Here is a 23,249-nt window from a genome sequence, read left to right on the forward strand (position 1 = left end):
AGGTTGATGATGGACAAAACACTACGTCACGGCTCATTCGAAATGACCGCCGCCATGCTCATTTCCGGGACCATTGGTTGGTTCGTGCTGGTCTCCGGGCAACCGGTGCTGGACGTGGTGTTCTGGCGCTGCGTGTTCGGTGCCGCCACCTTATTGCTGATCTGCGCGGCGTTCGGCTTTCTGCGCCCCGGCATTTTGACATCCACCACTTTCTTGCTAGCCGTACTGAGCGGTGTGGCGATTGTCGGTAACTGGGTGCTGTTATTTGCGTCCTACTCCCGCGCCTCGATTGCCATTGGCACGGCGGTTTATAACGTCCAGCCATTCATGCTGGTCGGGTTGGCCGCGCTGTTTCTGGGAGAGAAGATCACCCTGCAGAAACTGTTCTGGCTGGGCATTTCGTTTCTCGGAATGCTGGCAATTGTCAGCGCGCATGGTGAGCAGGGCGAGGGCGGCAACGATTACCTGATGGGGGTTGCTCTGGCGCTGGGGGCTGCCTTTCTGTACGCGATTGCCGCGCTGATCATCAAACGCCTGACCGGCACGCCACCGCATCTGATCGCGTTGATCCAGGTTTGCACCGGCGTGCTGTTGCTCGCGCCTTTTGCACATTTCTCGGCGATGCCGCAAACGCCCGATGCCTGGGCCAGTCTGGTGACCCTGGGCATCGTGCATACCGGTTTGATGTATGTGCTGCTCTACGGTGCGATTCAAAAACTGCCGACAGCGCTCACCGGCGCGCTGTCGTTCATCTACCCGATTGCGGCAATTTTCGTTGACTGGTTCGCCTTCGGCCATCGCCTGGAGCTGCTGCAGTGGATCGGTGTCGCCGCGATTCTGTTGGCCGCCGCCGGGATGCAACAGGGCTGGAGCCTGAAGCTTCGGCGGGTGGCGACGCAATAATCGACCTCAGAAGATGTAGTCGGTGGTCAGGAAGCTCGAGTTACGTCCGCTGATGATCTCGCTGAGAAGCTCTTTGCTGCTCTCCTGGAATTTGGTCGCCACCAGTGTCCGAATCGAAAACACCCGCAACGCATCATGCACCGACAGCGTGCCCTCGGCGGAGTTCTTGCGGCCGTTGAACGGATAGGTGTCCGGACCGCGCTGGCACTGGGCGTTGAGGTTGATCCGGCCGACCTGGTTGGCGAACGTGTCCACGAGCCTGCCGACCGCCACCGGGTTGGTGCCGAAAATGCTCAGTTGCTGGCCGAAGTCGGATTCCAGGACGTAATCGATCACGGTGTCCAGATGACGGTAAGGCACGATCGGCACGACCGGGCCGAACTGTTCTTCCTGATAGACGCGCATCTGCGGTGTCACCGGGTACAACACGGCCGGGTAGAAGAACGATGCGCGGGCTTCACCGCCGTTGGGGTTGACCACGGCTGCACCTTTGCTGACCGCGTCCGCCACCAGCGTGTGCAGGTAATCGACCTTGCCTGATTCCGGCAATGGCGTCAGGGCCACGCCACTGTCCCACGGCATACCGGGTTTGAGGCTGGCGAGTTTGGCGTTGAATTTCTCGATGAACGCCTCGACCACGTCTTCGTGGACGAAGAGGATTTTCAGCGCGGTGCAGCGCTGGCCGTTGAACGACAGGGAACCGGTAACGGCTTCATTGACCGCGTTGTCCAGATCGACCTCCGGCAGAACGATGCCGGGGTTCTTCGCATCCAGGCCCAGTGCCGCGCGCAAGCGGTGAGGCCTTGGGTGGAGTTTTTTCAGGTCGCTGGCGGCCTTGTTGGTGCCGATGAACGCAAAGATATCGATCTTGCCGCTGGCCATCAGTGCGCTGACAGTCTCGCGGCCGCTGCCGTAAATGACGTTGATGACCCCGGCCGGGAAGCTGTCGCGGAATGCCTCCAGCAGCGGGCGAATCAATAGCACGCCGAGCTTGGCCGGTTTGAACACCACGGTGTTGCCCATGATCAGCGCCGGTATCAGCGTGGTGAAGGTTTCGTTCAGCGGGTAATTGTAAGGCCCCATGCACAACGCCACGCCCAGCGGAACGCGGCGGATCTGGCCGAGGGTGTCCTGTTCCAGTTCGAAGCGGCTGGAGCGGCGGTCGAGTTCCTTGAGGGCGTTGACGGTGTCGACGATGTAGTCGCAGGTGCGGTCGAACTCTTTTTCCGAGTCCTTGAGGTTCTTGCCGATTTCCCACATCAGCAACTTGACCACCGCCTCGCGCTGTTCGCGCATGCGAGCCAGGAAGGTTTCGACGTGTTGGATGCGCTCGGCCACGCGCATGGTCGGCCACAAGCCCTGGCCCCGATCATAGGCGCGGACGGCGGCGTCGAGCGCGGTCAGTGCGGTATCGGCATCGAGCAGCGGCGTGCTGCCGAGGATTACTTGTTCATCGCCATTCGCGCCGCTCAGGTACACCGGGCTACGGACTTGGGCGAGGGGCCCGGACCAGGTTCTCAGTTCGCCATCGACCAAGTATTCGCGCTGTTCGGTCTGGCCGTTGAGGCGGTACTTTTCCGGGACGTTGTCGGCGGTGGGAAACAGGTTGCCAAGGATCTGTGCTGTGGTCATATCGCTACCCCGTCTGGATTGGGTGATGCACTGATGAATCGTTTTAGCAGACCTCGGACTCGCTTGTCATGGCTCATCTTATGATTTTTTGGCTTGGCGTTGTGGATCGCGAATCTGTCGGCTCCCCCGGTCATGAAAGCGGCGATCTTTCGCCTGAAAACACACAAGTAACGATCCCCCGGTTAAACTTCATGCTCTTTTCTGAAGGAGTTCATATGAGTTATTACCAGCCGGGCATTCTCGCCACCCCTGTTCCGCCTCAAGCTCGTCATATGTTCTTCGCCCTTGAATCCGCCGAGGCACTGCCGGCTGCGCTGGATAACCTGATGCGCCTGGTGGACGGAAAGTCGGCGGTCGTCGGCTTCGGTGAATCCCTGGTCAAAGCGCTGCACGCGCAGATCGACGGGCTGCGCGCTTTTCCTGCGCTGGTCGGTGTCGGCGTCGACAATCCGTCGACCCAACACGCGCTCTGGTGCTGGCTGCACGGTGTTGACCGTGGCGAACTGTTCAATCGCAGCCATGCGATCGAAGCCGCGCTGGCACCGGCCCTGCGTCTGGTGCAGATGAACGAAACCTTCCGCCACATGACCGGCCACGACCTGACCGGTTACGAAGACGGCACCGAAAACCCTCACGCCGAAGCCGCTGTAGCGGCCGCATTGCTGAGCGAAGGCGCGGACGGTCTGGTCGGTGGCAGCTTCGCCGCGATCCAACAGTGGCAGCATGATTTGAAAGGCTTCCACGCGATGCCGTCCCATGAGAAAGACAACATCATGGGCCGTCGCCTGAGCGACAACGAAGAGCTCGACGACGCGCCGATCTCCGCCCACGTCAAACGCACCGCTCAGGAAAGCTTCACACCCGAAGCCTTCGTGGTCCGTCGCTCGATGCCGTGGATCGAAGGCGATGACGCCGGCCTGATGTTCCTGGCTTTTGGTTTTTCCCTCGATGCATTCGAATCCCAGCTGCGGCGCATGAGCGGTCTGGAAGACGGCATCACCGACGGTCTGTATCGCATCAGCCGACCGATCACTGGCGGCTACTACTGGTGCCCACCGCTCAAGGACGGTCGCCTCGACCTGCGCGCATTGCGCATCGGCTAAACATCGGACCGCGGCCTTCGGCAACTCCTGCAAGGGATCACGTACAGAACTGTTGCAGCGCAATCCCTGTAGGAGCGGTCGACTGGTGCGGGTGATGGCGGACTACGACATCGACCCAGACAGCTTTGGCCCGCACATTCTGGCGGTGTATCCGAGCCATCGGCGAGCGACCGCCAAAGTCGTGGCTTTTATCGATTACATCGCAGGGTTTCTGGCCTCACGCGGGCTGAGCTGACTGGCGGTCCTTGTCAGGAAAAACCCAAAAGAGTACAAATGTACTCCATGACGACTTTAACTCCCCGCCGTACCGCCATCCTGACCTTCATCCGCGATCGAATCGCCGAACACGGTCAGCCCCCGAGCCTCGCTGAAATCAGCGAGGCCTTTGGCTTCGCCTCCCGTAGCGTGGCGCGCAAGCATGTGCTGGCGCTGACCGAAGCCGGTTTTATCGAGGTCAATCCGCATCAGGCGCGAGGTATCCGGCTGCTGAATCAACCGCCGCGGCCCGAACTGCTGGATGTTCCGGTTCTCGGTCGAGTGGCGGCCGGTGCGCCGATCGGTGCTGATGCCGAGGTCCACAGCCGTTTGCTGCTTGATCCGTCGATCTTCTCGCGGCTACCGGATTACATGCTGCGGGTGCAGGGCGATTCGATGATCGAGGACGGCATTCTCGACGGCGATCTGGTGGGCGTGCGGCGCAATCCCGAAGCGGTCAATGGCCAGATCGTCGTGGCGCGGCTCGACGGCGAAGTCACCATCAAGCGTTTTGAACGGGTTGGCGATTCTGTCCGCCTGTTACCGCGCAATCCGGCCTATAAACCGATCATTGTTCGAGCCGATCAGGACCTGGCCATCGAAGGCGTGTTCTGCGGTCTGGTGAGGCAAGGGTGATGGGCGCCGTCGTTGCGTTGGATACGCTGTTCAATGGCGGCCAGGTCTGGAAGGGCCGGCCTGCGCCACCGGCCGTCAGCCCGCAACCCACCGGGCATGCGGCGCTGGATGCGGCATTACCCACTGGCGGCTGGCCGGAAGCGGCGCTGACTGAAATCCTGTTGGCCGGGCAGGGCGTGGGTGAGTTGCAACTGGTGTGGCCGGCGCTGGCGCGGCTGTCGGCGGCAGGTGAGCGCATCGTGCTGGTGGCGCCGCCTTACGTGCCGTATCCCCAGGCCTGGCAGAACGCCGGGGTCGATTTGCGGCAACTGTCGATCATCCAGGCCAGTGAGCGCGATGCGCTGTGGGCGGCGGAGCAATGCCTGCGTTCGGGCAGTTGCGGGGCGGTGTTGTGCTGGCCGCACAAAGCCGACGATCGAGCGTTGCGACGTTTGCAGGTGGCGGCGGAAACGGGTCAGACCCTGGCGTTCGCCTACCGCTCGCTCAGTGAAGCCATCAACCCGTCGCCAGCGGCCCTGCGCATCGCCATCGACGCCAAACCTGCGCAATTGCGGGTGCTCAAGTGTCGGGGCGGGCTGGCCCGTTCGGCGCCGATTGCCTTTGCCGTCGGGCATTGAGGTTGCCATGCGCTGGGTTTGCATTCTCTTCCCGCAATTGGCGCTGGACGCGGTACTGCGTCAGCGCCCCGACCCCGATGAGCCGCTGGCGCTGCTGACCGGTCCGGCCCAGCGTCGGGTACTGCAGGCGGTCAACGGTTCGGCGCGGGCGCTGGGCTTGCGGCCCGGCCAGTCGATGACCGCCGCCCAGGCCCTGAGCAAAGGTTTTGTCACTGCCGAATACGACGCCGCCGAGATCGAGCACTGGCAGCAGTTCCTGGCTGCCTGGGCCTATCGGTTCAGCTCTCAGGTTAGCGTGCATTACCCGCGCGCCGTGGTGTTTGAAATCGAATCCAGCCTAGGCTTGTTCGGGCCCTGGCCGAAGTTCGAGGCGCGATTGCGGGCGGAACTCGGCGAGCTGGGGTTTCGTCACCGGATTGTTGCCGCGCCCAACCCGGTGGCGGCGCGGGTGCTGGCCAACGTTTATGACGGTCTGGTGGTGCCGGACAATGAAGCCTTGCAGCACCACCTCGGGCAGTTGCCCGTCGACCGGATCGCGCTGGAGCCAAGCGTTGCCACGGCACTGTCGCGCATGGGGCTGCGCACCTTGAGTCAGGTGCAGGCGTTGCCACGACATAGCCTGGCCCGGCGTTTCGAAGCTCAGGTGCTCAAGCATCTGGACACCCTGTTCGGCGAGCGACGGCTGGCGCTGGCGTTTTACCTGCCGCCGGACCGTTTCGATGTGCGCATCGAGCTCAATTTCGATGTGCAGTCTCATCAGGCGTTGCTGTTTCCGTTGCGCAGGCTGACCGGCGATCTGTCGGCGTTCCTCTGCGGCCGGGACAGCGGTGTGCAGCGTTTTGATCTGCACCTGGAACACGCCGGGTTGCCAGACACGCTGATCAAGGTCGGCCTGCTCAGTGCCGAGCGCGATCCGGCGATGCTGTTCGAGCTGGCCCGGGGGCGCCTGGAACAGGTTCAGGTCGAGGCGCCGGTGCGCGGTTTTCGTCTGCGCGCTGAAGACTTGCCGACCTTCGTGCCCCAGTACCAGGAACTGTTCGATGATCGTCCGCAGCAGTCCTTGCCCTGGGAGCAACTGCGCGAACGCTTGCGCGCGCGATTGGGAGATGACGCGGTGCAAGGCTTGCGGTTCCAGGCCGATCACCGGCCGGAATGCGCGTGGCAGGCCAGTGTCGACAGCCAGGCCTGCGGGGGGCTGCCTGCCGTGCAACGTCCGGGCTGGTTGCTGACGGAGCCGCAGGCAGTACACGAAGGTTCGACGCGCATCCTCATGGGGCCGGAACGCATCGAATCGGGCTGGTGGGATGGCGACGACGTGCGCCGCGATTACTACCTGATCGAAACCCGCTCCGGCCAGCAGGGCTGGGCCTATCGGGCAGTGGGTGAAGACGGTCCGTTGTGGCTGCAAGGCTGGTTCGCATGAGTGTTGATTATGCCGAGCTGCACTGCCTGTCGAACTTCAGTTTCCAGCGCGGTGCTTCCAGTGCGCTTGAGCTTTTTCAACGGGCGAAAAAGCAGGGCTATCAAGCGTTGGCGATCACCGACGAATGCACCCTGGCGGGTATCGTCCGCGCTTGGCAGGCAGCCAAGGCCGTGGAATTGCCGCTGATCATCGGCAGTGAAATACGCATCGAAGACGGCCCGAAACTGGTGCTGCTGGTGGAAAATCTCGAGGGTTACCAGACCCTGTGCCGACTGATTACCCGCGCCAGACGCCGTACGCAGAAAGGCCAGTATCAGGTGCTGCGGGAGGATTTCGGCGAGCCGTTGCCGGGGCTGTTGGCGTTGTGGGTGCCGGACGCCGTCGATGACTTTGAGCAGGGCCACTGGCTGAAGCGGGCCTTCGCCGAGCGCTTGTGGCTGAGCGTTCAGTTACACCGCGGGCAGGACGACACCCGGCGACTGGCGGCGCTGCTGACCCTGGCGCGGGAACTGCGAATCCCTGCGGTGGCCAGCGGCGATGTGCACATGCACGCTCGCGGCCGGCGTGCCTTGCAGGACACCATGACCGCGATCCGCCATCACCTGCCGGTGGCCGAGGCCGGGTTGCGTCTGCACCCTAACGGCGAACGGCATTTGCGCAGTCTCGACGCCTTGCGCGATCTCTATCCGCAGGCACTGCTCGACGAAACGCTGGCCATCGCCCGGCGCTGCACGTTCGACCTCAGTCAGTTGCGTTATCAATATCCCCGGGAGCTGGTGCCTGACGGTCAAACGGCCACGTCCTGGCTGCGGGAATTGGCAGAGAAGGGTGTTCGGTGGCGCTGGGAAAAAGGTCCTAAAGCCGAGGTGTTGGCGCAGATCGACAAGGAACTGGAGCTGATTGCCGAGCTGGGGTACGAAAGCTACTTCCTGACGGTTCACGACATTGTGAATTTCGCCCGCAAGCAACACATTCTCTGTCAGGGGCGCGGTTCTGCCGCCAACTCGGTGGTGTGCTACGTGCTGGGTATCACGGAGATTGACCCGGAGCGGAGCACGTTGCTGTTCGAGCGTTTCCTCTCCAAAGAGCGCAATGAGCCGCCAGACATTGATGTGGATTTCGAACACGAGCGGCGTGAAGAAGTCCTGCAGTACGTGTTTCAGCGTTATGGCCGGACCCGTGCGGCGCTGACGGCGGTGGTCAGTACTTACCACGGTGCCGGCGCGGTCCGCGATGTGGCCAAGGCACTGGGCTTGCCGCCGGATCAGGTCAACGCCCTGGCCGACTGTTGCGGCCACTGGAGTGATCAGGCGCCGCCCGTCGAGCGCCTGCGTGAAGGGGGGTTCAATCCCGATAGCCCGGTGTTGCGCCGGGTGCTGAGCCTGACGGGACAGTTGATCGGTTTCCCCCGGCACCTGTCCCAGCACCCTGGCGGTTTCGTGATTTCCGAACAGCCCCTGGATAGCCTGGTGCCGGTGGAAAACGCCGCCATGGCCGAGCGCACCATCATCCAGTGGGACAAGGACGATCTGGACGCGGTCGGGTTGCTCAAGGTCGATATCCTCGCGCTGGGCATGCTCAGCGCGATTCGTCGTTGTTTCGACCTGCTGCGTCGGCACCGTGGCCGTGACCTGAGTCTGGCGACGGTGCCGGCCGAAGACCCGCAAACCTATGAAATGATTGGCCATGCAGACACCATCGGGGTGTTCCAGATCGAATCCCGGGCCCAGATGTCGATGTTGCCGAGGCTCAAGCCCAAGAATTTCTACGATCTGGTGATCGAAGTGGCGATCGTTCGTCCGGGGCCGATTCAGGGCGGGATGGTGCATCCCTATCTGCGGCGGCGTAAGGGCGAAGAAGAGGTGATCTACCCGTCGAAAGAACTCGAAGCGGTGCTGGAGCGTACGTTGGGCGTGCCGCTGTTCCAGGAACAGGTGATGCAGATTGCGATTGTCGCCGCCGACTACAGCCCCGGCGAGGCCGATCAATTGCGCCGTTCCATGGCCGCCTGGAAGCGCCACGGCGGACTGGAGCCGCACAAGGAACGTCTGGCGGACGGAATGAAGAAAAACGGCTACACGGCGGAGTTCGCCGCGCAGATCTTCGAGCAGATCAAAGGCTTCGGCAATTACGGCTTTCCCGAATCCCACGCCGCCAGTTTCGCCTTGCTGACTTATGCCAGTTGCTGGTTGAAATGCCACGAGCCGGCGGCCTTCGCCTGTGCGTTGATCAACAGCTGGCCCATGGGTTTCTACAGCCCGGACCAGATTCTTCAGGACGCCCGCCGGCATCATTTGCAGATTCGCCCGGTGGACGTGCGGGCCAGTGACTGGGATTGCAGCCTGGAACCGATCACCGGCGCGCAGCCGGCCATTCGCACGGGGTTGCGGATGATCAAAGGCTTTCGCGAGGATGATGCCAGGCGTATTGAAGTCGCCCGGTCGAAAGGGGCGTTTGCCGACATCGCCGACCTCGGCGAACGGGCGCGACTCGATGCCCGCACCCAGGAGCAACTGGCCGATGCCGGTGCGTTGCGCGGGCTGGCCGGTGATCGGCATCGGGCGCGCTGGGAGGTGGCGGGGGTGCAGAAACAGCTCGGCTTGTTTGCCGGTTTGCCGAGCCCGGAAGAGCCGGCGGTGTCTCTGCCCAAACCCACCGTGGGCGAGGACCTGCAAGCCGATTACAACAGTGTCGGCACCACCCTCGGTCCGCATCCGCTGGCATTGCTGCGGGGTGAATTGAAAGCCCGGCGTTGCCGCAGTTCGAAAGAACTTATGGATGTCGAGCACGGCCGACCGGTCAGCGTTGCCGGGCTGGTCACCGGCCGGCAACGCCCAGGCACCGCCAGCGGCGTGACCTTCGTGACGCTTGAAGACGAGTTCGGCAATGTCAACGTGGTGGTCTGGCGTGACCTGGCCGAACGGCAACGGCAGGTATTGGTTGGCTCGCAATTGCTCAAGGTCGATGGGCGCTGGGAAAAGGAAGGCGAGGTGCGGCACCTGATTGCCGGGCGCTTGAGCGACCTGAGTTCATTGCTCGACGGCATCCATGTGCGCAGCCGGGATTTCCGCTGAACCTGCGACATTCGTCTATACCTCTATGAAACCATTGGCGTCGGCGGTGCTCGAAACAAACGGGCACGCACCGTCTCCTCACGCCGTTGCACTGCCTGAAACATGTCATTCACAGGACATAAGGCCAGTCGATGCAGTTTCTAGACAATAGCCACGGATGTACCGGCTGGAGCGGCGAAATGGCCGGACGCATTCGTGCGTTCGACTGGAGCCTGACCGAGCTCGGGCGCATCGATACCTGGCCCGGGAGCCTGTGCAGCGCGGTGCAGTTATTGCTCGCCTCCCCCCTGCCGATGGTGATGCTGTGGGGCCGGCCCGGTTACATGATCTATAACGATGCCTACTCCAGATTTGCCGGTGGGCGCCATCCTTACCTGCTGGGTTCCCCGGTGGAATTGGGCTGGCCAGAGGTCGCCGAATTCAATCGGCATGTGGTGAATACCTGCCTTGCGGGCGGTACCTTGTCCTATCACAACAAAGCCTTGGTGCTGTTGCGTGATGGCGTACCCGAAGACGTCTGGATGGATCTTTACTACAGTCCCGTCGCCGATGATGACGGGCATCCCTCGGGGGTCATGGCGATGGTGGTCGACACCACTGACCATGTGATTTCCGAGCGCCGCCGTCAGGAAGCCGAACGCGCTTATCGCGCCGACAACGAAAGAGTTCGCCTGGCGCTCAATGCCGGGGCTTTGCTCGGCTCGTTCGTCTGGGACATCAAGGCTGATGTGCTGTCTGCCGACGAACGCTTCGCCCGCACGTTTTCCTACCCGCCCGATCAGGACCTGGCCAACCTGCCACCCCTCATCGCCGAAATGCAGATTCATCCCGACGACCGCAGTTGGGTTCAGGAACGGATCAACCAGTCGGTGGAAACCGGCATTCCCTATAACGCTGAATACCGGGTTCTGCGTCCCGATGGCAGTTACCTGTGGGTGCTCGCCAGCGGGTGTTGCGAGTTCAATGAGCAAGGTGAGGCGTTCCGCTTTCCCGGGGTGTTGATCGACATCCACGAACGCAAGAGCGCCGAAGAGTCGTTGCTCAAATTCACCCGCAACCTGGAGCAGCGCGTCGCCGACGAAGTCGAAGCGCGGCTGGCGGCCGAAGAGCAGTTGCGTCAGTCACAAAAACTCGAAGCCATCGGCGGTCTCACCGGCGGCGTGGCCCATGACTTCAACAATCTGTTGCAGGTCATCGCCGGCAACCTGCATTTGCTGGCGCGTCACGAGCCGGACAACGCCAACGTGCAACGTCGGGTCAGTGCATCGATTGCCGCGGTCGAGCGCGGTGCCAAACTGTCGTCGCAATTGCTCGCGTTCGCCCGTCGTCAGCCTTTGTCGCCGGCGGTCTGTGATCCATGGCAGATCTTCGAAGGACTGGGAGAATTGTTGCAGCGGGCGCTGGGGGAAACTATCCAGATCAAGGTGACGGCGCCTGACGCTCCATGGCATCTCTACGTGGACCGCAATCAACTGGAAAATGCCATTCTCAACCTCGCGATCAACGCCCGAGATGCGGTGAACGGCGAGGGGACCATTGCCCTGAGCGCCGAGAACATTGCCCTGGACCGCAGGTTTTGCGCAGGCAAAGGCATCGTCGCCGGCGACTATGTTTGCGTCGCGGTGACTGACGCGGGTGTCGGCATGCCGCCTCAAGTGCTCGCACAGGCCTTCGAACCGTTTTTCACCACCAAGGCCGACGGCCAAGGCACCGGCCTGGGTTTGAGCATGGTGTTCGGTTTCGTCAAACAGAGCGACGGGCATATCGAGATCTCCAGCGTCGTCGGGCAGGGCACTCGGGTGCAGCTGTATTTCCCGCGTAGCTTGCGCCCATTGCCCGGTGAAACAACGCGCCATGATCCGCAGCACCCGGGCGGGCACGAAACCATTCTGGTGGTCGAGGACAACGAAGCGGTGCGTGGCTCGGTGGTGGACTTGTTGCGTGAAGAGGGCTATCAGGTGCTGACCGCGGCCAACGGTGACTTGGCCATGCAGATGTTGCTCGATGGCGTGGCGGTGAACCTGATCTTCACCGATGTGGTTATGCCCGGTCTGATCAAAAGCTCGGACCTGGCCGCCTGGGCCAAGGTGCAGAATCCCCCGGTGGCGGTGCTGTTTACCTCCGGCCATACCCGGGACATTATTTCGCGCAATCACCAACTCAGCCCCGACACTTATCTGCTGAGCAAACCTTATGGTCCTGAAGCGCTGTTGAGCATGATCCGCAGCGTGCTGGGTGGTTGAGACCTGTAGGCCGTAATGCGATCGCTCCTACAGGGGACTAACCGACCGACATCAAGGCTTACCCGTGATGAGCGATCACTGGGTAAACCTTGTTTCCGCGAGGGTTATTTATCGGGATGAGCCGCCTGGAGTTTTTTTGCCTGCTCCAGGTGTTTTTCCAGCGCAGGCAACATTTTTTGCGCGAACGCCTTCAGGTCGGTGGCGCCTTTCTCTTTGTCGTCCGTCACCGTGTTGGCTTCTTTTTTGAACCGTTCAATGGCTTCTTCGTGAGCCTTTACCTGATTGTTGGCATAGGCCGCATCGAAGGATTCATCGCGCAGATCGAGAATTTTTTCCTTGGCCTGTTTGACCATCGTCGTCGTGTCCGGCACCTCGATGTCATGCTTTTTCGCCAGTGCCGCCAGTTCATCATTGGCTTTGGAATGATCGGTGACCATCATCTTGGCGAACTCTTTGACGTCGGCCGATGAGCTTTTTTCCAGAGCCAGTTTGCTGGTCTCGACTTCCGCGATACCACCCTCCACTGCGTCATCGACGAAGTCATTGGAGGCGGCGGCAAAAGCCGTGCCCATGCTGGTGCTCAAGGCTACGGCCAGGGCGAGGTGACGCAGATTGAATCCGTCCATCGGTCATTCTCCACACAGGTTTTTATGGGCGATCCAGGTGATCGTTAATCAATGGAGGCGAGCGCGAATACAAAGGTTTTATCTCATTTGCGACAGGGCGACGAACGGACACCGCTGGTCTGATAGACGGTCGACAGAACAGGGTGAGCAAGGCCATTCTGATAGCTGGTGAGCGCAATCAATCGCGTTTGCTACCGATTAACAAACGGAGGTGTTCCATGCCGGTGACTCATGATCTGTATCAGGATCTGAAACTTTCAAAGGAAGAGATCCAGCAAAAACGCACCAAGGATACGTTACTGGATTCACTGCTCAACAAGTACTCCCAGGTGGATGCCGAGGTGTTGAAGGCCGAGTCCGCACAATCGGATGCGCCCAGCGATGAGGCACTGAAGAAGCTCAAGGAGAAGCGCGTACAGGTCAAGAACAAAATCGTTGATCGACTTCAGACGCCCTCTTGAGACGCTATGCAGAATCACCGACGACCGGTGACTGAAAAATTGGAACGGGGATAAATACCGGCACCTCGAACGATCAGAGCCGACTTTGCGGCTCGTGCGAGGTGCCCCATGCCCCATCCAGCCTTTCCCCATAAAGAAAAATACCCCAGCGAAGAACAGGGCGGCTACGATCCGATCCCGACTCATCCCGAACCCCTGAGCCCAGGACGCACCACCGTCAACCCCGAGGATGAACCGGGCATCGATGAATTGCCGGACAATGAGGACATAACGCCTCTGGAGCAGGATGACGTCACCGACATCGACCCGGAACGAGTGCGCGAAGAGACAGACAATTCGGAACGCGATGGTGAGATCGATCCGCGTTGACTCACGATCAAAAGATCGCTGCCACGCCTATTTCAATGCCGTACTCAACGGCAACCGCGCCATGTGCCGCGCTTTCAGCGACCCCAGATACAACCAGTCCCCATACTCGCGCACGGTGGTGATGGGCGAATAATTGCCGCTGCTGGCGTCCTGCAGATTGGCAATCACTTTACCGTCGAGGTCCAGGCCGAGGGCGAAGGCGCGGCTTTCCACCGGTTTGGGCAAGACCGTCAGCGCGCGCACGATCATTTTGCGTACCAGAGGGTAGGGCGCTGTGGCGTCGAGCAATGCATTGCGCGGGGCATACAGCGCCACCCAGAAACGGTCGCGGCCATTGAATGCCAGGTTGTCCGGCAGCCCCGGCAAATTATCGATGAACAGATCATGGGTTCCGGCTTTCGGCCCGGTCAGCCAATAGCGGCTGATGCGATAGGCGCCGGTTTCGTTGACCAGCACAAACGCATCGTCAGGCCCCAGGGTCACGCCGTTGGCGAACTCCAGCTTATCCAGCAAGACCGTCGTCGTGCCGGTCTGGAAGTCATAACGCAGCAATCGACCGTCGCCGCCGTGCTCGATGATCGCCTCGCCATCCTTGCCGTAACCCCAACGGCTGGAAGCATCGCTGAAATAGGCGTAATGCCCGGGTTTGTCGATGACCACGTCATCGGTAAAGCCGAAGGGCACGTTATTGGCCGCGGTGCTCAATGCAATCACACGGCCTTGAGCATCGAGCGAGAGCAAACCCTTGACCCCATCGGCGATCACCAGCAAACCATTGGGATGGCGCGCCAGACCCAATGGCCTGCCACCGGTATCGGCCAGCACCTTGGTGGTCTTGCCATCGAGGCTGGTGCTGATCAAGCGGCCGTCATGCAGGCCGGTGATGAGAAGGTCTTCCTCCAGTAGCAACGCCTCCGGGCCGTCGATGTCAGCGGCGCCGACACGTTCCACGCCTTTGAGGCGCTGATTGTCTGTGTAGATGCCATCGATGAGGGAGGGCGCCGGTGACGGGGTCCAGGCGATTGGTTGGACTTTGGTGGGTAATAACAACAGGAAGCCGCCAATCACAATGATCAACAGCAACAATAAATGCCGAAACTTGAGGGCTTTCACGCGGTGACTCCTGTCGAGGCCAGATGTTTTTGCGCCATCTCGCGTAACGCCAGCATTGATTGCGCCGATTCACGCTCGATGCGCCGCTTGAGCAACAGTCGATTGGCGATGCGCATCACCACACCGCTGAAGCAATATTCCAGGGTGCGGACAAATCGCGTGCCGTCCCCAAAAGCCTCGCACTCGTAAGTCACCACCAGTGACAGTCCATGATCGCCCCGAGCCCGAGCGCTCCAGCGGCGACCAGGCAAGTATTCGTCGACCTCCCAACTCAAGTGTCCCTCACGCCCACCGGCCCGAATGTCTTCCTCGAACCGCGTCCCGGCATACAACGGGCCGCTCTGGCCATCGACCTTGAGGGAGGACGGATGCCACTCCGGCCAACGTGTCGCCGTGCTGGCGTAGGCGAGCACGGCGAGCGGATTTCCAGCGATGTCGACCACGTGCTGCAGGCGGGTGGGCGTTCTCGTCAGGTGTGGAGGCGCTTGTTCCGGCTCCCAGTACAGGGTGCCGAACAGGTAGTCCATCAGTGGAAACACGATATTGAAATTGCGCTCCTGCATCCGCTCACGGCGATGGTGCAGTTCGTGCAGACGGCGCATCTGGCGAATCCACGGCAGACGTGTCAGCGGGTTGCCGGGCGGTAAATGTTCGCAGGCATGGAACACTTCATAAGTCAGGTAACCGAGGACCATGCAGCCGCCAAACAGCCCTGCGATGTTGCCATTGAGCTGCGCCAGCAGCCACCACGCGGGCGCGGTGATGACGAGGGTATGCAACACAATCAGCCAGGCCGGAAACAGAATCACCCGCCAGTCGCGTGCGTTGTCGTAGGTCATGTGGCCGGGGGTGAAAAAGCTGTGATGGTCACCGGCGTGACGGGCGTAGAACATTCGCGCCAGACGCTTTTTGTGGTGCCCCAGATGTCGATGCACGACGTAGACGCCGAAATTGAAGAACAACAGAGTCAGCGGCACCGCCAGCCATTCCAGGGGGTGTACCTGATGCACGGTGCTCCAGAACGCGCCGATGGCCAGCAAACCGAACAGCAACACAAAGGCGCCATGCAGCCAAGGGTTATAGAGTGGATGAATAGCGGCACGGTAGCGCGCGCGGAATGCTTCGGTGGTTTGCCTCACTGCGTTCACCTGGGGTTATTGTTATAACCAGCAGATTAGTCGATCCCGCCGTAGAGGCTGGCCCAACCTTGAGGCCACATGCGCCATGCTCCGGTGCAAGACGCCTGGCGTCAGGTCAAGGGGTTCCAGCGCTGGGACCAGTCGTCATCCGTCTTGATCACTTCGCGCAGCAAATCGAAGGCTCGTTGCAGGGTCGCCGAGTCGCGGTCCCGGGAGTAAACCAGGTAGGTCGGGTAGCTGAACTCCGGAGCTTTGGGCACTGGCTCCAGCACGCCGCTTTCCAGGTAGCTCTGGACCACGCGGGTACGGAAATAGCCGCTGCCGCCGTTTTCCAGGATGTACTGCAAGGCCAGCGGTCCGAGGTTGAAGCTCAAGGCCGCCTTGGCCTTTTCCGGCAGCGCGGCATCGTGCTGACGACGGAAGTCCGGGCCCCAATCGATATACACGTAAGGATCGGGCTGCCCGGCCAGGCGGACCAGGATGAGTTTTTCTTCCAGCACCTGCTCCACTTGCAGGCGTGGCCAGTACTCGGGCTGATAGACCAGCGCCGCATCCAGCACTCCCAGTTCCAGTTGACGCAGCAGGTTTTCGCCGTCGCGGATTTCCATGCGCAGGGCATGGCTGGGGATTTTCTCGCGCAGCTCGCCGGCCCAACTGAGCATCAACGGGTTGCACAGACTGACCTCGCCACCGATGTGCAGCACATCGCGGTAGCCCTCGGGCAGCGGCAAGTCACGGCGCGCCGCTTCCCAGGTCTGCACCAGTTGGTTGGCGTAAACCACAAAGGCCTCACCGTTCGGCGTCAGGCGTGCTCCGGCGCGGTTGCGCACGAACAGCGTGCTGCCGAGCTGACTTTCGAGCTTCTGCACACGGGCGGTGATCGCGGTCTGGGTGACATGCAGTTTTTCAGCCGCTGCGGCCAGACTGCCGTGGCGGACAATTTCCAGAAAGGTGCGGGCGAGGTCAATGTCCATGGGCAGGCCGATGTGGGAGGTCCGGGCATTGTAAGAGCAGGCGCCGCCTGGGGATAGAAAGCAGGTCAAAAGATCGCTACCGATCACCCGGCCAATTCAACTTCCTTCACCACCGCCCACTGCGCCACCAACCGTTGCGGCGTGCCACACGCCTTGCGCTTGAACACAAAGTTACGGCACTTCTCGGCAAACTGTTTGCGGTTCTGCACCATGTCCTGGTGCATTTCTTCCAGCTCGGCATTGCGACAGTGTTGCATCAGCTGAGTATCGAGCTGGTTTTTACGTTCGCGTATCGCCTGATACGCCGGATCACTCAACGCACCATTGGCCCGTTGCAACAACCACAGATCAAACTCGTCGGGGCAGCGAGGGCCGATTTCCTGGACCATGCCCAGTTGCAAGGCCTGGGCGGTGCTGATCGGCAGACAATCCTCCGTGAGTTTTTCCGCCATTGCCTGGCCGACAGCGCGGGGCAGGCTGTAAGTCCAGTACTCGGAGCCGTACAGGCCCATGGTTTTGTAATGGGGGTTGAGCACGATGTCGGACCGGGCGAAGACGATGTCGGCCGCCAGTGCCAGCATCAAGCCGCCGGCCCCGGCGTTGCCGGTCAGGCCGCTGACCACCAGTTGCCGGGCGCTGAGCAGTTCCTGGCAAACGTCGTCGATCGCCTGAATATTGGCCCAGGCTTCCAGCCCCGGAACCGCTGCGGCCTGGATCACGTTGAGGTGCACGCCGTTGGAGAAACTGCCGCGCCCGCCCTTGATCAGCAGCACTTGGGTGTCCCGGGACTTGGCCCAGCGCAGGGCTTCCACCAATCGCTGGCACTGTTCGGTGCTCATCGCGCCATTGTAAAACTCGAAGGTCAGCTCGCCGACGTGGCCGGATTCGCGATAGCGGATCGGTTGATAATTTTCATTGTTGAACGGCTGGGAGGCGATCGACCAATCAAGGGGCGGCACTTGCGCCAGCTGTTCGGCGAGCACATGCCGGGCTGGGCGTTTGAAGGTTTCTTCACCGGGCTGGGGTTTGTGTCGCAGCGAGCCGATCCACAGGCTGGTATCGCCGGTCGCCACCAGCACCGCATCATCGTGCACCGCGAGAATCTCCCCCGGCATGCCGCTGCGCGAATCCAGGTGAGCGTCGTACAGGTAATACTGACCGCCGGCCAGGCTCGCCAATACGCCGGGCTGGCCGTCGGCAGCGTCGATGCAGCGTTTGATGAAGCGCGAGCTATCGTGCCAGCTGAAGGATCGGTCGGCTTGCTTCATGTTCGGCTGCAAGCGGCCAATCACATGGCGTTGGCTGTAATCCAAGGGCACAGGCACGAACCCGGCGATGAATTTTTCCACGACTTCGCGGATGCAGGAGATCGTGGCATCGCTGACGCGCCCGTTGTACAACTCGGATTTGCGCAGGTCTTGGGGCAGGTTGAATTCACAGGTGGCCCAGACCGGCCCGGCATCCATTTCCTCCACTGCTTGCAACGCGGTCACACCCCAGCGGCTGAGTTCGCGGGTGATGGCCCAGTCCAGCGCACTGGCGCCACGGTCGCCGACAATGCCCGGATGAATGATCACCACGGGACGCTGGTGGTTGCTCCATAGTTGTTGGGGTACCCGGTCCTTGAGAAACGGGCAGATCACCAGGTCTGCGCCAGAGTGTTCGATTTGCTCGCACACCGCGTCTGCATCGGTGAACAGCACCACGCTGGGTGAGTGACCAGCCTGACGCAAGTCCAGCCAGGCCCGTTGGGTCAGCCCGTTGAATGCTGATGCCAGCAGAATGATTTTCAATGACCGCATGATTGACTCTTCCTTGAGAAAAATGGGCCGCAGGCTCCCAATGAGCCGTCCGTGGCCTTCGATGGAAGCGCGATAGTAGTGATTGCGAGGGAGTGAGCGACTGATCGAGATCAAGCTTGTGTCAGTGGGTGTTTCATTGGCCCGTCAGTTAAGGGCAAATCAGACATGTAGGAGCCAGGCTTGCCGGCGAAGGCGTCCTTGAGAGCGCCTTCGCCGGCAAGCCTGGCTCCTACGAAAAGCGGTTTACTCGCTTGATTCAGAGGGGCGCCTTCCTCAGCGCCCAAAAGTCCCAATCAAAACGCGAAACACGAACAGCCAAACGCCCCCCAGAACCCTTGAAAGTCACTGACCGGCGCTGACGACAACCGCGCCCGCTCATGGCTGTGGGCATGCACCGCGCAAGCGCCCACACACTGGTGTACTTGTGCGGTCAGCGGCGCCAATGGTTTCCAGTGCCCCGGTACATTCACCACGGGCGACCACTCAGGCACCACCGGAATGGGCGGAGGCCCCAGTTTTTCAAATTCCACGCTGCCGTAGACGATCTTGCCGTCGACAATGGTCAGCACCGACTCGATCCATTTGATCGCTTCGTCTTCGATGTGAAAGTAGTCCGCCGACAGTGCAATCAGGTCCGCCAGTTGCCCGACCTTGATCTGGCCTTTCTTGCCTTGTTCGGAGGAAAACCAGGCGCTGCCATGGGTGAACAGTTCCAGCGCCGTATCCCGGCTCAAACCTTGCGGGTACAACGCCAGCCCGCCAACGGTGCGGCCGCTGACCAGCCAGTACAGCGAGGTCCAGGGGTTGTAGCTGGACACGCGCGTGGCATCGGTGCCAGCGCCCACCGGCACCCCCTCGGCCAGCATGCGCGCGATCGGTGGTGTCGCTTCGGCCGCCTTCGCGCCGTAACGGTCGACAAAATACTCGCCCTGGAACGCCATGCGGTCCTGTATCGCGATGCCGCCCCCCAAGGCTTTGACCCGCTCAATGTTCCGTGGGGTGATGGTTTCGGCATGATCGAAGAACCATGGCAAGCCGTCGAACGGAATATCCCGGTTGACCTTCTCGAACACGTCGAGCATGCGGCTGATGGATTCGTTGTAGGTGGCGTGCAGGCGGAAGGGCCAGCGCTGCTCGACGAGGTGCCGCACCACCGGTTCCAGCTCCTGCTCCATGGTTTGCGGCAGGTCGGGGCGGGGTTCGAGGAAGTCTTCGAAATCCGCTGCCGAGAACACCAGCATTTCCCCGGCACCGTTGTGCCGCAGGAAGTCATCGCCCTGACCGTAATGGGAAGTGCTGGTCCAGTTTTTGAAGTCGGTCAGCTCTTCCTTGGGTTTCTGGGTGAACAGGTTGTAGGCAATGCGTACCGTGAGCTGCTGGTCTTTGGCCAGTTGCTGGATGACTTGATAATCGTCTGGATAATTCTGATAACCGCCGCCGGCATCGATGGCGCTGGTGACGCCCAGGCGATTGAGTTCGCGCATGAATTGGCGGGTCGAGTTGACCTGATACTCCAGAGGCAACTTCGGTCCCTTGGCCAGGGTCGAGTAGAGGATCATCGCATTGGGGCGGGCGATCAGCATGCCAGTGGGGTCGCCATTGGTATCGCGCTGGATCTCGCCGCCCGGCGGGTTTGGCGTGTCGCGGGTATAGCCGACCACTTTTAGCGCCGCGCGGTTGAGCAGGGCGCGGTCGTAGAGGTGCAGGACGAACACCGGGGTGTCCGGCGCAGCCTTGTTCAGTTCTTCAATCGTCGGCAGGCGCTTCTCGGCAAACTGGAACTCGTTCCAGCCACCGACCACTCGCACCCATTGCGGCGTTGGCGTGCGATCGGCCTGGTCCTTGAGCATGCGCAAGGCATCGGCCAGGGACGGCACGCCTTCCCAGCGCAGTTCGAGGTTGTAGTTCAGACCACCACGGATCAAGTGCAGGTGGGAGTCATTGAGCCCGGGAATCACCGTGCGGCCATGCAGGTCGATGATCTGCGTGCCAGGACCTTGCAGAGCCATGGCCTGGGCATCGCTGCCGACCACCACGAAGCGCCCGTCCTTGATCGCGACAGCACTGGCCTGGGGTTTCTTGCAGTCGACGGTGTGCAGGCGTCCGTTGTACAGAATCAGATCGGCCGGAGCATCGGGCATGGTTTTACTCCCTGCGAATAGTGGGCTGACCCAGGCACCGACGGCGCCTGCCGAAAGGCCTTGCAATACACGGCGACGGCTGAAGTCGTTGGGCTCGTCAGGTGGACTCATGGCACTGCTCTCCACTAAGTTCTTCACAAAGAAGTGAGGGCAAACAGCCGATGTCTGACGCATGCGGCCAGAAGGAATATAGTCGGCAAATCCATAGATAGCCGTTTTCCGAGGGCGAAAACGACGAATCCCGCCACAAGGGGCGGGATTCGTATGCAGCCAGACGTGCTCCCGAAAGACGGGAGCGGCGTGCTTAGGCCGGGAACAGCTCGGACAGTTTCATGGCCAGCATCATGTCGCCTTCGGCGCGCAGTTTGCCACCCATGAACGCTTGCATGCCGTCGGTCGAACCGTCGACGATGCCTTGCAGGGTTTCACCGTCCATTACCAGAGTGACCTGGGCGTCCGGGTTCTCGCCTTCTTGCAGTTCGCAGGTGCCGTCTTTGACGATCAGCGAGAAGTTCTTGGTGTCGTCGATGCGGAAACCGAAGACCAGGTCCAGACCGGCAGCAGCGGCTGGGTTGAACTTGGCTTTCATTGCTTGTACGGCATCAGCTACGGAGGTCATGGTTCGATCCTTTCTTGGGTAATAAGAGCTGGGTGATTACAGCCAGGGTCACAATAATCCGGACTCAGCGAAACGTGATGAGTTCCGGGGCCTTCAGCAGTTGCAGATGTGCATGACTGTTGAAGGAAGCCAGGGCCACCTCGCGACCGCGAAACTTCAGCAGATTGAGCGAGGTGTTGACGATTTGCCAGTTCAGTTCAAAGGCCTGCTTTGCGGGCATTTGCGTAATGAGGTGGAGCAGGGCAGTGATGGTACCGCCGGAGGTGAACACGGCGATTTTCTGGGTGTTGTCGGCTTGTTCGAGCAATCGATGCAGACCGGCCTGCACGCGTTCGACGAAACCCAGCCAGCTCTCCAGGCCCGGTGTGTCGTAGGTGCCGGCGAGCCAGCGCTCGATGATCAAGGCAAAGATGCGTTGGAATTCAGTACGGTTTTGTGCGGCGTTGCGCAGGATATCCAGCGCTTGGGGCTCGTCCTCCAACATGGCCGGCAGCAGGGCGCGGATCACCGCGTCGGCGTCGAATTCGTTGAAGGCGGAATCGATTTCCAGCAGCGGCACCGGCATACCGACGGCGGCGAATTGTTCCAGCGCACTGTTGGCGGTGTGTTGCTGGCGGCGCAGGTCGCCCGACAGGCAGCGATCGAAGCTGACACCGAGTTCGGCCAGGTGCTGGCCGAGGAGTTCTGCCTGGCGAATACCGGTCGGCGACAGGACGTCATAGTCGTCTGCACCAAAGGAGGCCTGGCCATGTCGAATCAAGTAGATGCTGCCCACGTCCGCGTCATCCCGGTACGTTGAAGGTTTGGCGAGGTTATGAGGATGGCGGTGAGCTGTCAATGAAAAAACATACGCTTGTTTGAAATGCCCGTTACAGGCCTGTTGCCAGTGGTCGTCAGGCTGGCGGATGGGTATGCTGGAGGTATCCCGCGCGTGTTAACCCCGCGCATTGATTGAAGGAGTCCCTGTGGAGCTTTTGTTCGAGTACGCCATTTTCCTGGCCAAGACCGTGACTCTGGTGATCGCCATTCTGGTGGTCCTGGCCAGTTTTGCGGCGTTGCGCAGCAAAGGGCGGCGCAAGTCGGCCGGGCAGTTGCAAGTCAACAAACTCAATGATTTCTACAAAGGGCTGCGCGAACGCCTGGAGCAAACCTTGCTCGACAAGGATCAGCTCAAGGCACTGCGCAAGTCCCAGGCTAAAACCGAGAAAAAGCAAAAGAAGAAACCCGAGGCCAAACCACGGGTGTTCGTGCTGGATTTCGATGGTGACATCAAGGCCTCGGCCACTGAGAGCCTGCGCCATGAAATCACTGCTCTGTTGACCCTCGCCACGCCAAAGGATGAAGTGGTGCTGCGCCTCGAAAGCGGCGGTGGCATGGTCCACAGCTATGGCCTGGCGTCTTCGCAACTGGCGCGGATTCGTGACGCCGGCGTGCCGTTGACCGTGTGCATCGACAAGGTCGCGGCCAGCGGCGGCTACATGATGGCGTGCATCGGCGAGAAGATTATCAGTGCGCCGTTCGCGATCCTCGGCTCGATCGGCGTGGTGGCGCAGTTGCCCAACGTCAATCGCCTGTTGAAAAAACACGACATCGACTTCGAAGTACTGACGGCCGGTGAGTACAAGCGCACCCTGACGGTATTCGGTGAAAACACCGAGAAAGGCCGGGAGAAATTCCAGGAAGACCTGGACATCACCCATCAGCTGTTCAAGAACTTCGTTTCCCGCTATCGCCCGCAACTGGCCATCGATGAAGTGGCCACGGGTGAAATCTGGCTGGGCGTCTCGGCCTTGGACAAGCAACTGGTGGATGAACTCAAGACCAGCGATGAATACCTTGCCGAACGGGCCAAGCAGTCCGAGCTCTATCACTTGCATTACGCCGAACGCAAAAGCCTGCAGGAGCGCATCGGCATCGCGGCCAGCGGTTCGATCGATCGCGTATTGCTGAGCTGGTGGAGCCGGTTGACCCAGCAACGCTTCTGGTAAGCCTCTGGCGGGCGTCTCCGGAAAAAATCAAACCGCGGATTTCCGCGGTTTTTTTTCGTCCGGCGTTTCAGACTGTCACTTTCCTGCGGACTCTGCGAAACGTCCTAACTGGCCTGCCGATCATTCCGACT

Annotated in this window: 19 protein-coding genes and 1 pseudogene; 11 read left to right on the top strand and 9 right to left on the bottom strand. The window is 60.9% G+C overall.

The window, feature by feature from the left end:
* The first annotated feature begins 9 nt into the window (after window positions 1-9).
* A complete protein-coding gene (locus MMG91_RS05845; RefSeq protein WP_305449816.1) occupies window positions 10-903 on the top strand; it encodes a DMT family transporter in 894 nt (297 codons plus the stop codon).
* Between the two features lie 6 nt (window positions 904-909).
* On the opposite strand, the gene MMG91_RS05850 is transcribed toward MMG91_RS05845, so the two are convergent.
* Window positions 910-2,535 carry an NADP-dependent glyceraldehyde-3-phosphate dehydrogenase gene (locus MMG91_RS05850; RefSeq protein ID WP_310659027.1) on the bottom strand — a complete coding sequence of 542 codons (1,626 nt, stop codon included), beginning with the start codon at window positions 2,533-2,535 and terminating at the stop codon, window positions 910-912.
* 215 nt (window positions 2,536-2,750) lie between these two features.
* Here MMG91_RS05850 and MMG91_RS05855 point away from each other — a divergent pair, with 215 nt between their 5' ends.
* From MMG91_RS05855 to MMG91_RS05885, 7 genes and pseudogenes are all read left to right on the top strand, one after another.
* Window positions 2,751-3,638, top strand: a complete 888-nt coding sequence (locus tag MMG91_RS05855) for a Dyp-type peroxidase (RefSeq protein WP_310659028.1) — start codon at window positions 2,751-2,753, stop codon at window positions 3,636-3,638.
* Window positions 3,639-3,714: 76 nt separating this feature from the next.
* A pseudogene (locus tag MMG91_RS05860) lies at window positions 3,715-3,873 on the top strand (LysR family transcriptional regulator); the annotation flags it as partial.
* Between the two features lie 38 nt (window positions 3,874-3,911).
* Window positions 3,912-4,529, top strand: coding sequence for a transcriptional repressor LexA (gene lexA, locus MMG91_RS05865; protein ID WP_310659029.1), 618 nt, complete (start codon window positions 3,912-3,914; stop codon window positions 4,527-4,529).
* Window positions 4,529-5,146, top strand: coding sequence for a translesion DNA synthesis-associated protein ImuA (imuA, locus tag MMG91_RS05870; RefSeq protein WP_008006531.1), 618 nt, complete (start codon window positions 4,529-4,531; stop codon window positions 5,144-5,146). Before lexA ends, imuA begins: the two co-directional genes overlap by 1 nt.
* 7 nt (window positions 5,147-5,153) lie before the next feature.
* Complete coding sequence (locus MMG91_RS05875; protein ID WP_310659030.1) at window positions 5,154-6,569, top strand: DNA polymerase Y family protein; 1,416 nt, start codon at window positions 5,154-5,156, stop codon at window positions 6,567-6,569.
* Window positions 6,566-9,643: an error-prone DNA polymerase gene (locus MMG91_RS05880; RefSeq protein WP_310659031.1), complete on the top strand. Its 3,078-nt coding sequence runs from the start codon at window positions 6,566-6,568 to the stop codon at window positions 9,641-9,643. The genes MMG91_RS05875 and MMG91_RS05880 overlap by 4 nt, the downstream gene beginning before the upstream one ends.
* 131 nt (window positions 9,644-9,774) lie before the next feature.
* Window positions 9,775-11,886 carry an ATP-binding protein gene (locus MMG91_RS05885; RefSeq protein ID WP_310659032.1) on the top strand — a complete coding sequence of 704 codons (2,112 nt, stop codon included), beginning with the start codon at window positions 9,775-9,777 and terminating at the stop codon, window positions 11,884-11,886.
* A gap of 104 nt (window positions 11,887-11,990) precedes the next feature.
* Here the strand turns inward: MMG91_RS05885 and MMG91_RS05890 are convergent, their stop codons facing one another.
* The gene (locus MMG91_RS05890; protein ID WP_310659033.1) at window positions 11,991-12,512 is read right to left on the bottom strand and encodes a DUF4142 domain-containing protein; all 522 of its coding nucleotides are present in this window, start codon (window positions 12,510-12,512) and stop codon (window positions 11,991-11,993) included.
* A 218-nt stretch (window positions 12,513-12,730) separates the two neighbouring features.
* On the opposite strand from MMG91_RS05890, the gene MMG91_RS05895 reads away from it, so the two are divergent.
* Together MMG91_RS05895 and MMG91_RS05900 are read left to right on the top strand one after the other, a co-directional pair.
* Entirely contained in the window at window positions 12,731-12,973 is a 243-nt protein-coding gene (locus MMG91_RS05895) for a DUF465 domain-containing protein (protein WP_305445832.1), read from the top strand.
* Between the two features lie 108 nt (window positions 12,974-13,081).
* Window positions 13,082-13,342, top strand: a complete 261-nt coding sequence (locus tag MMG91_RS05900; protein ID WP_310659034.1) for a hypothetical protein — start codon at window positions 13,082-13,084, stop codon at window positions 13,340-13,342.
* Window positions 13,343-13,369: 27 nt separating this feature from the next.
* On the opposite strand, the gene MMG91_RS05905 is transcribed toward MMG91_RS05900, so the two are convergent.
* From MMG91_RS05905 to MMG91_RS05935, 7 genes are all read right to left on the bottom strand, one after another.
* Window positions 13,370-14,455: an SMP-30/gluconolactonase/LRE family protein gene (locus MMG91_RS05905; protein ID WP_310659035.1), complete on the bottom strand. Its 1,086-nt coding sequence runs from the start codon at window positions 14,453-14,455 to the stop codon at window positions 13,370-13,372.
* Entirely contained in the window at window positions 14,452-15,594 is a 1,143-nt protein-coding gene (locus tag MMG91_RS05910; protein WP_310659036.1) for an SRPBCC family protein, read from the bottom strand. The genes MMG91_RS05905 and MMG91_RS05910 overlap by 4 nt, the downstream gene beginning before the upstream one ends.
* Before the next feature lie 110 nt (window positions 15,595-15,704).
* Window positions 15,705-16,568, bottom strand: a complete 864-nt coding sequence (locus tag MMG91_RS05915) for a LysR family transcriptional regulator (RefSeq protein WP_007898206.1) — start codon at window positions 16,566-16,568, stop codon at window positions 15,705-15,707.
* Window positions 16,569-16,651: 83 nt separating this feature from the next.
* Window positions 16,652-18,370 (bottom strand): hydrogenase maturation protein, encoded by a 1,719-nt coding sequence (locus MMG91_RS05920; protein WP_310659037.1) that lies wholly within the window; start codon window positions 18,368-18,370, stop codon window positions 16,652-16,654.
* Window positions 18,371-18,663: 293 nt separating this feature from the next.
* Complete coding sequence (locus tag MMG91_RS05925; protein WP_310659083.1) at window positions 18,664-20,511, bottom strand: amidohydrolase; 1,848 nt, start codon at window positions 20,509-20,511, stop codon at window positions 18,664-18,666.
* A 304-nt stretch (window positions 20,512-20,815) separates the two neighbouring features.
* Window positions 20,816-21,130: an SCP2 sterol-binding domain-containing protein gene (locus tag MMG91_RS05930; RefSeq protein ID WP_310659038.1), complete on the bottom strand. Its 315-nt coding sequence runs from the start codon at window positions 21,128-21,130 to the stop codon at window positions 20,816-20,818.
* 64 nt (window positions 21,131-21,194) lie between these two features.
* Window positions 21,195-21,905, bottom strand: a complete 711-nt coding sequence (locus tag MMG91_RS05935; protein WP_310659039.1) for a histidine phosphatase family protein — start codon at window positions 21,903-21,905, stop codon at window positions 21,195-21,197.
* A gap of 190 nt (window positions 21,906-22,095) precedes the next feature.
* Between MMG91_RS05935 and sohB the strand changes: the two genes are divergently transcribed.
* Window positions 22,096-23,118 carry a protease SohB gene (sohB, locus tag MMG91_RS05940; RefSeq protein ID WP_305502198.1) on the top strand — a complete coding sequence of 341 codons (1,023 nt, stop codon included), beginning with the start codon at window positions 22,096-22,098 and terminating at the stop codon, window positions 23,116-23,118.
* Window positions 23,119-23,249 lie beyond the last annotated feature (131 nt).

It is taken from the genome of Pseudomonas sp. JL3 (genome assembly GCF_031570575.1).
Taxonomy (GTDB): Bacteria; Pseudomonadota; Gammaproteobacteria; order Pseudomonadales; family Pseudomonadaceae; genus Aquipseudomonas; species Aquipseudomonas cucumis.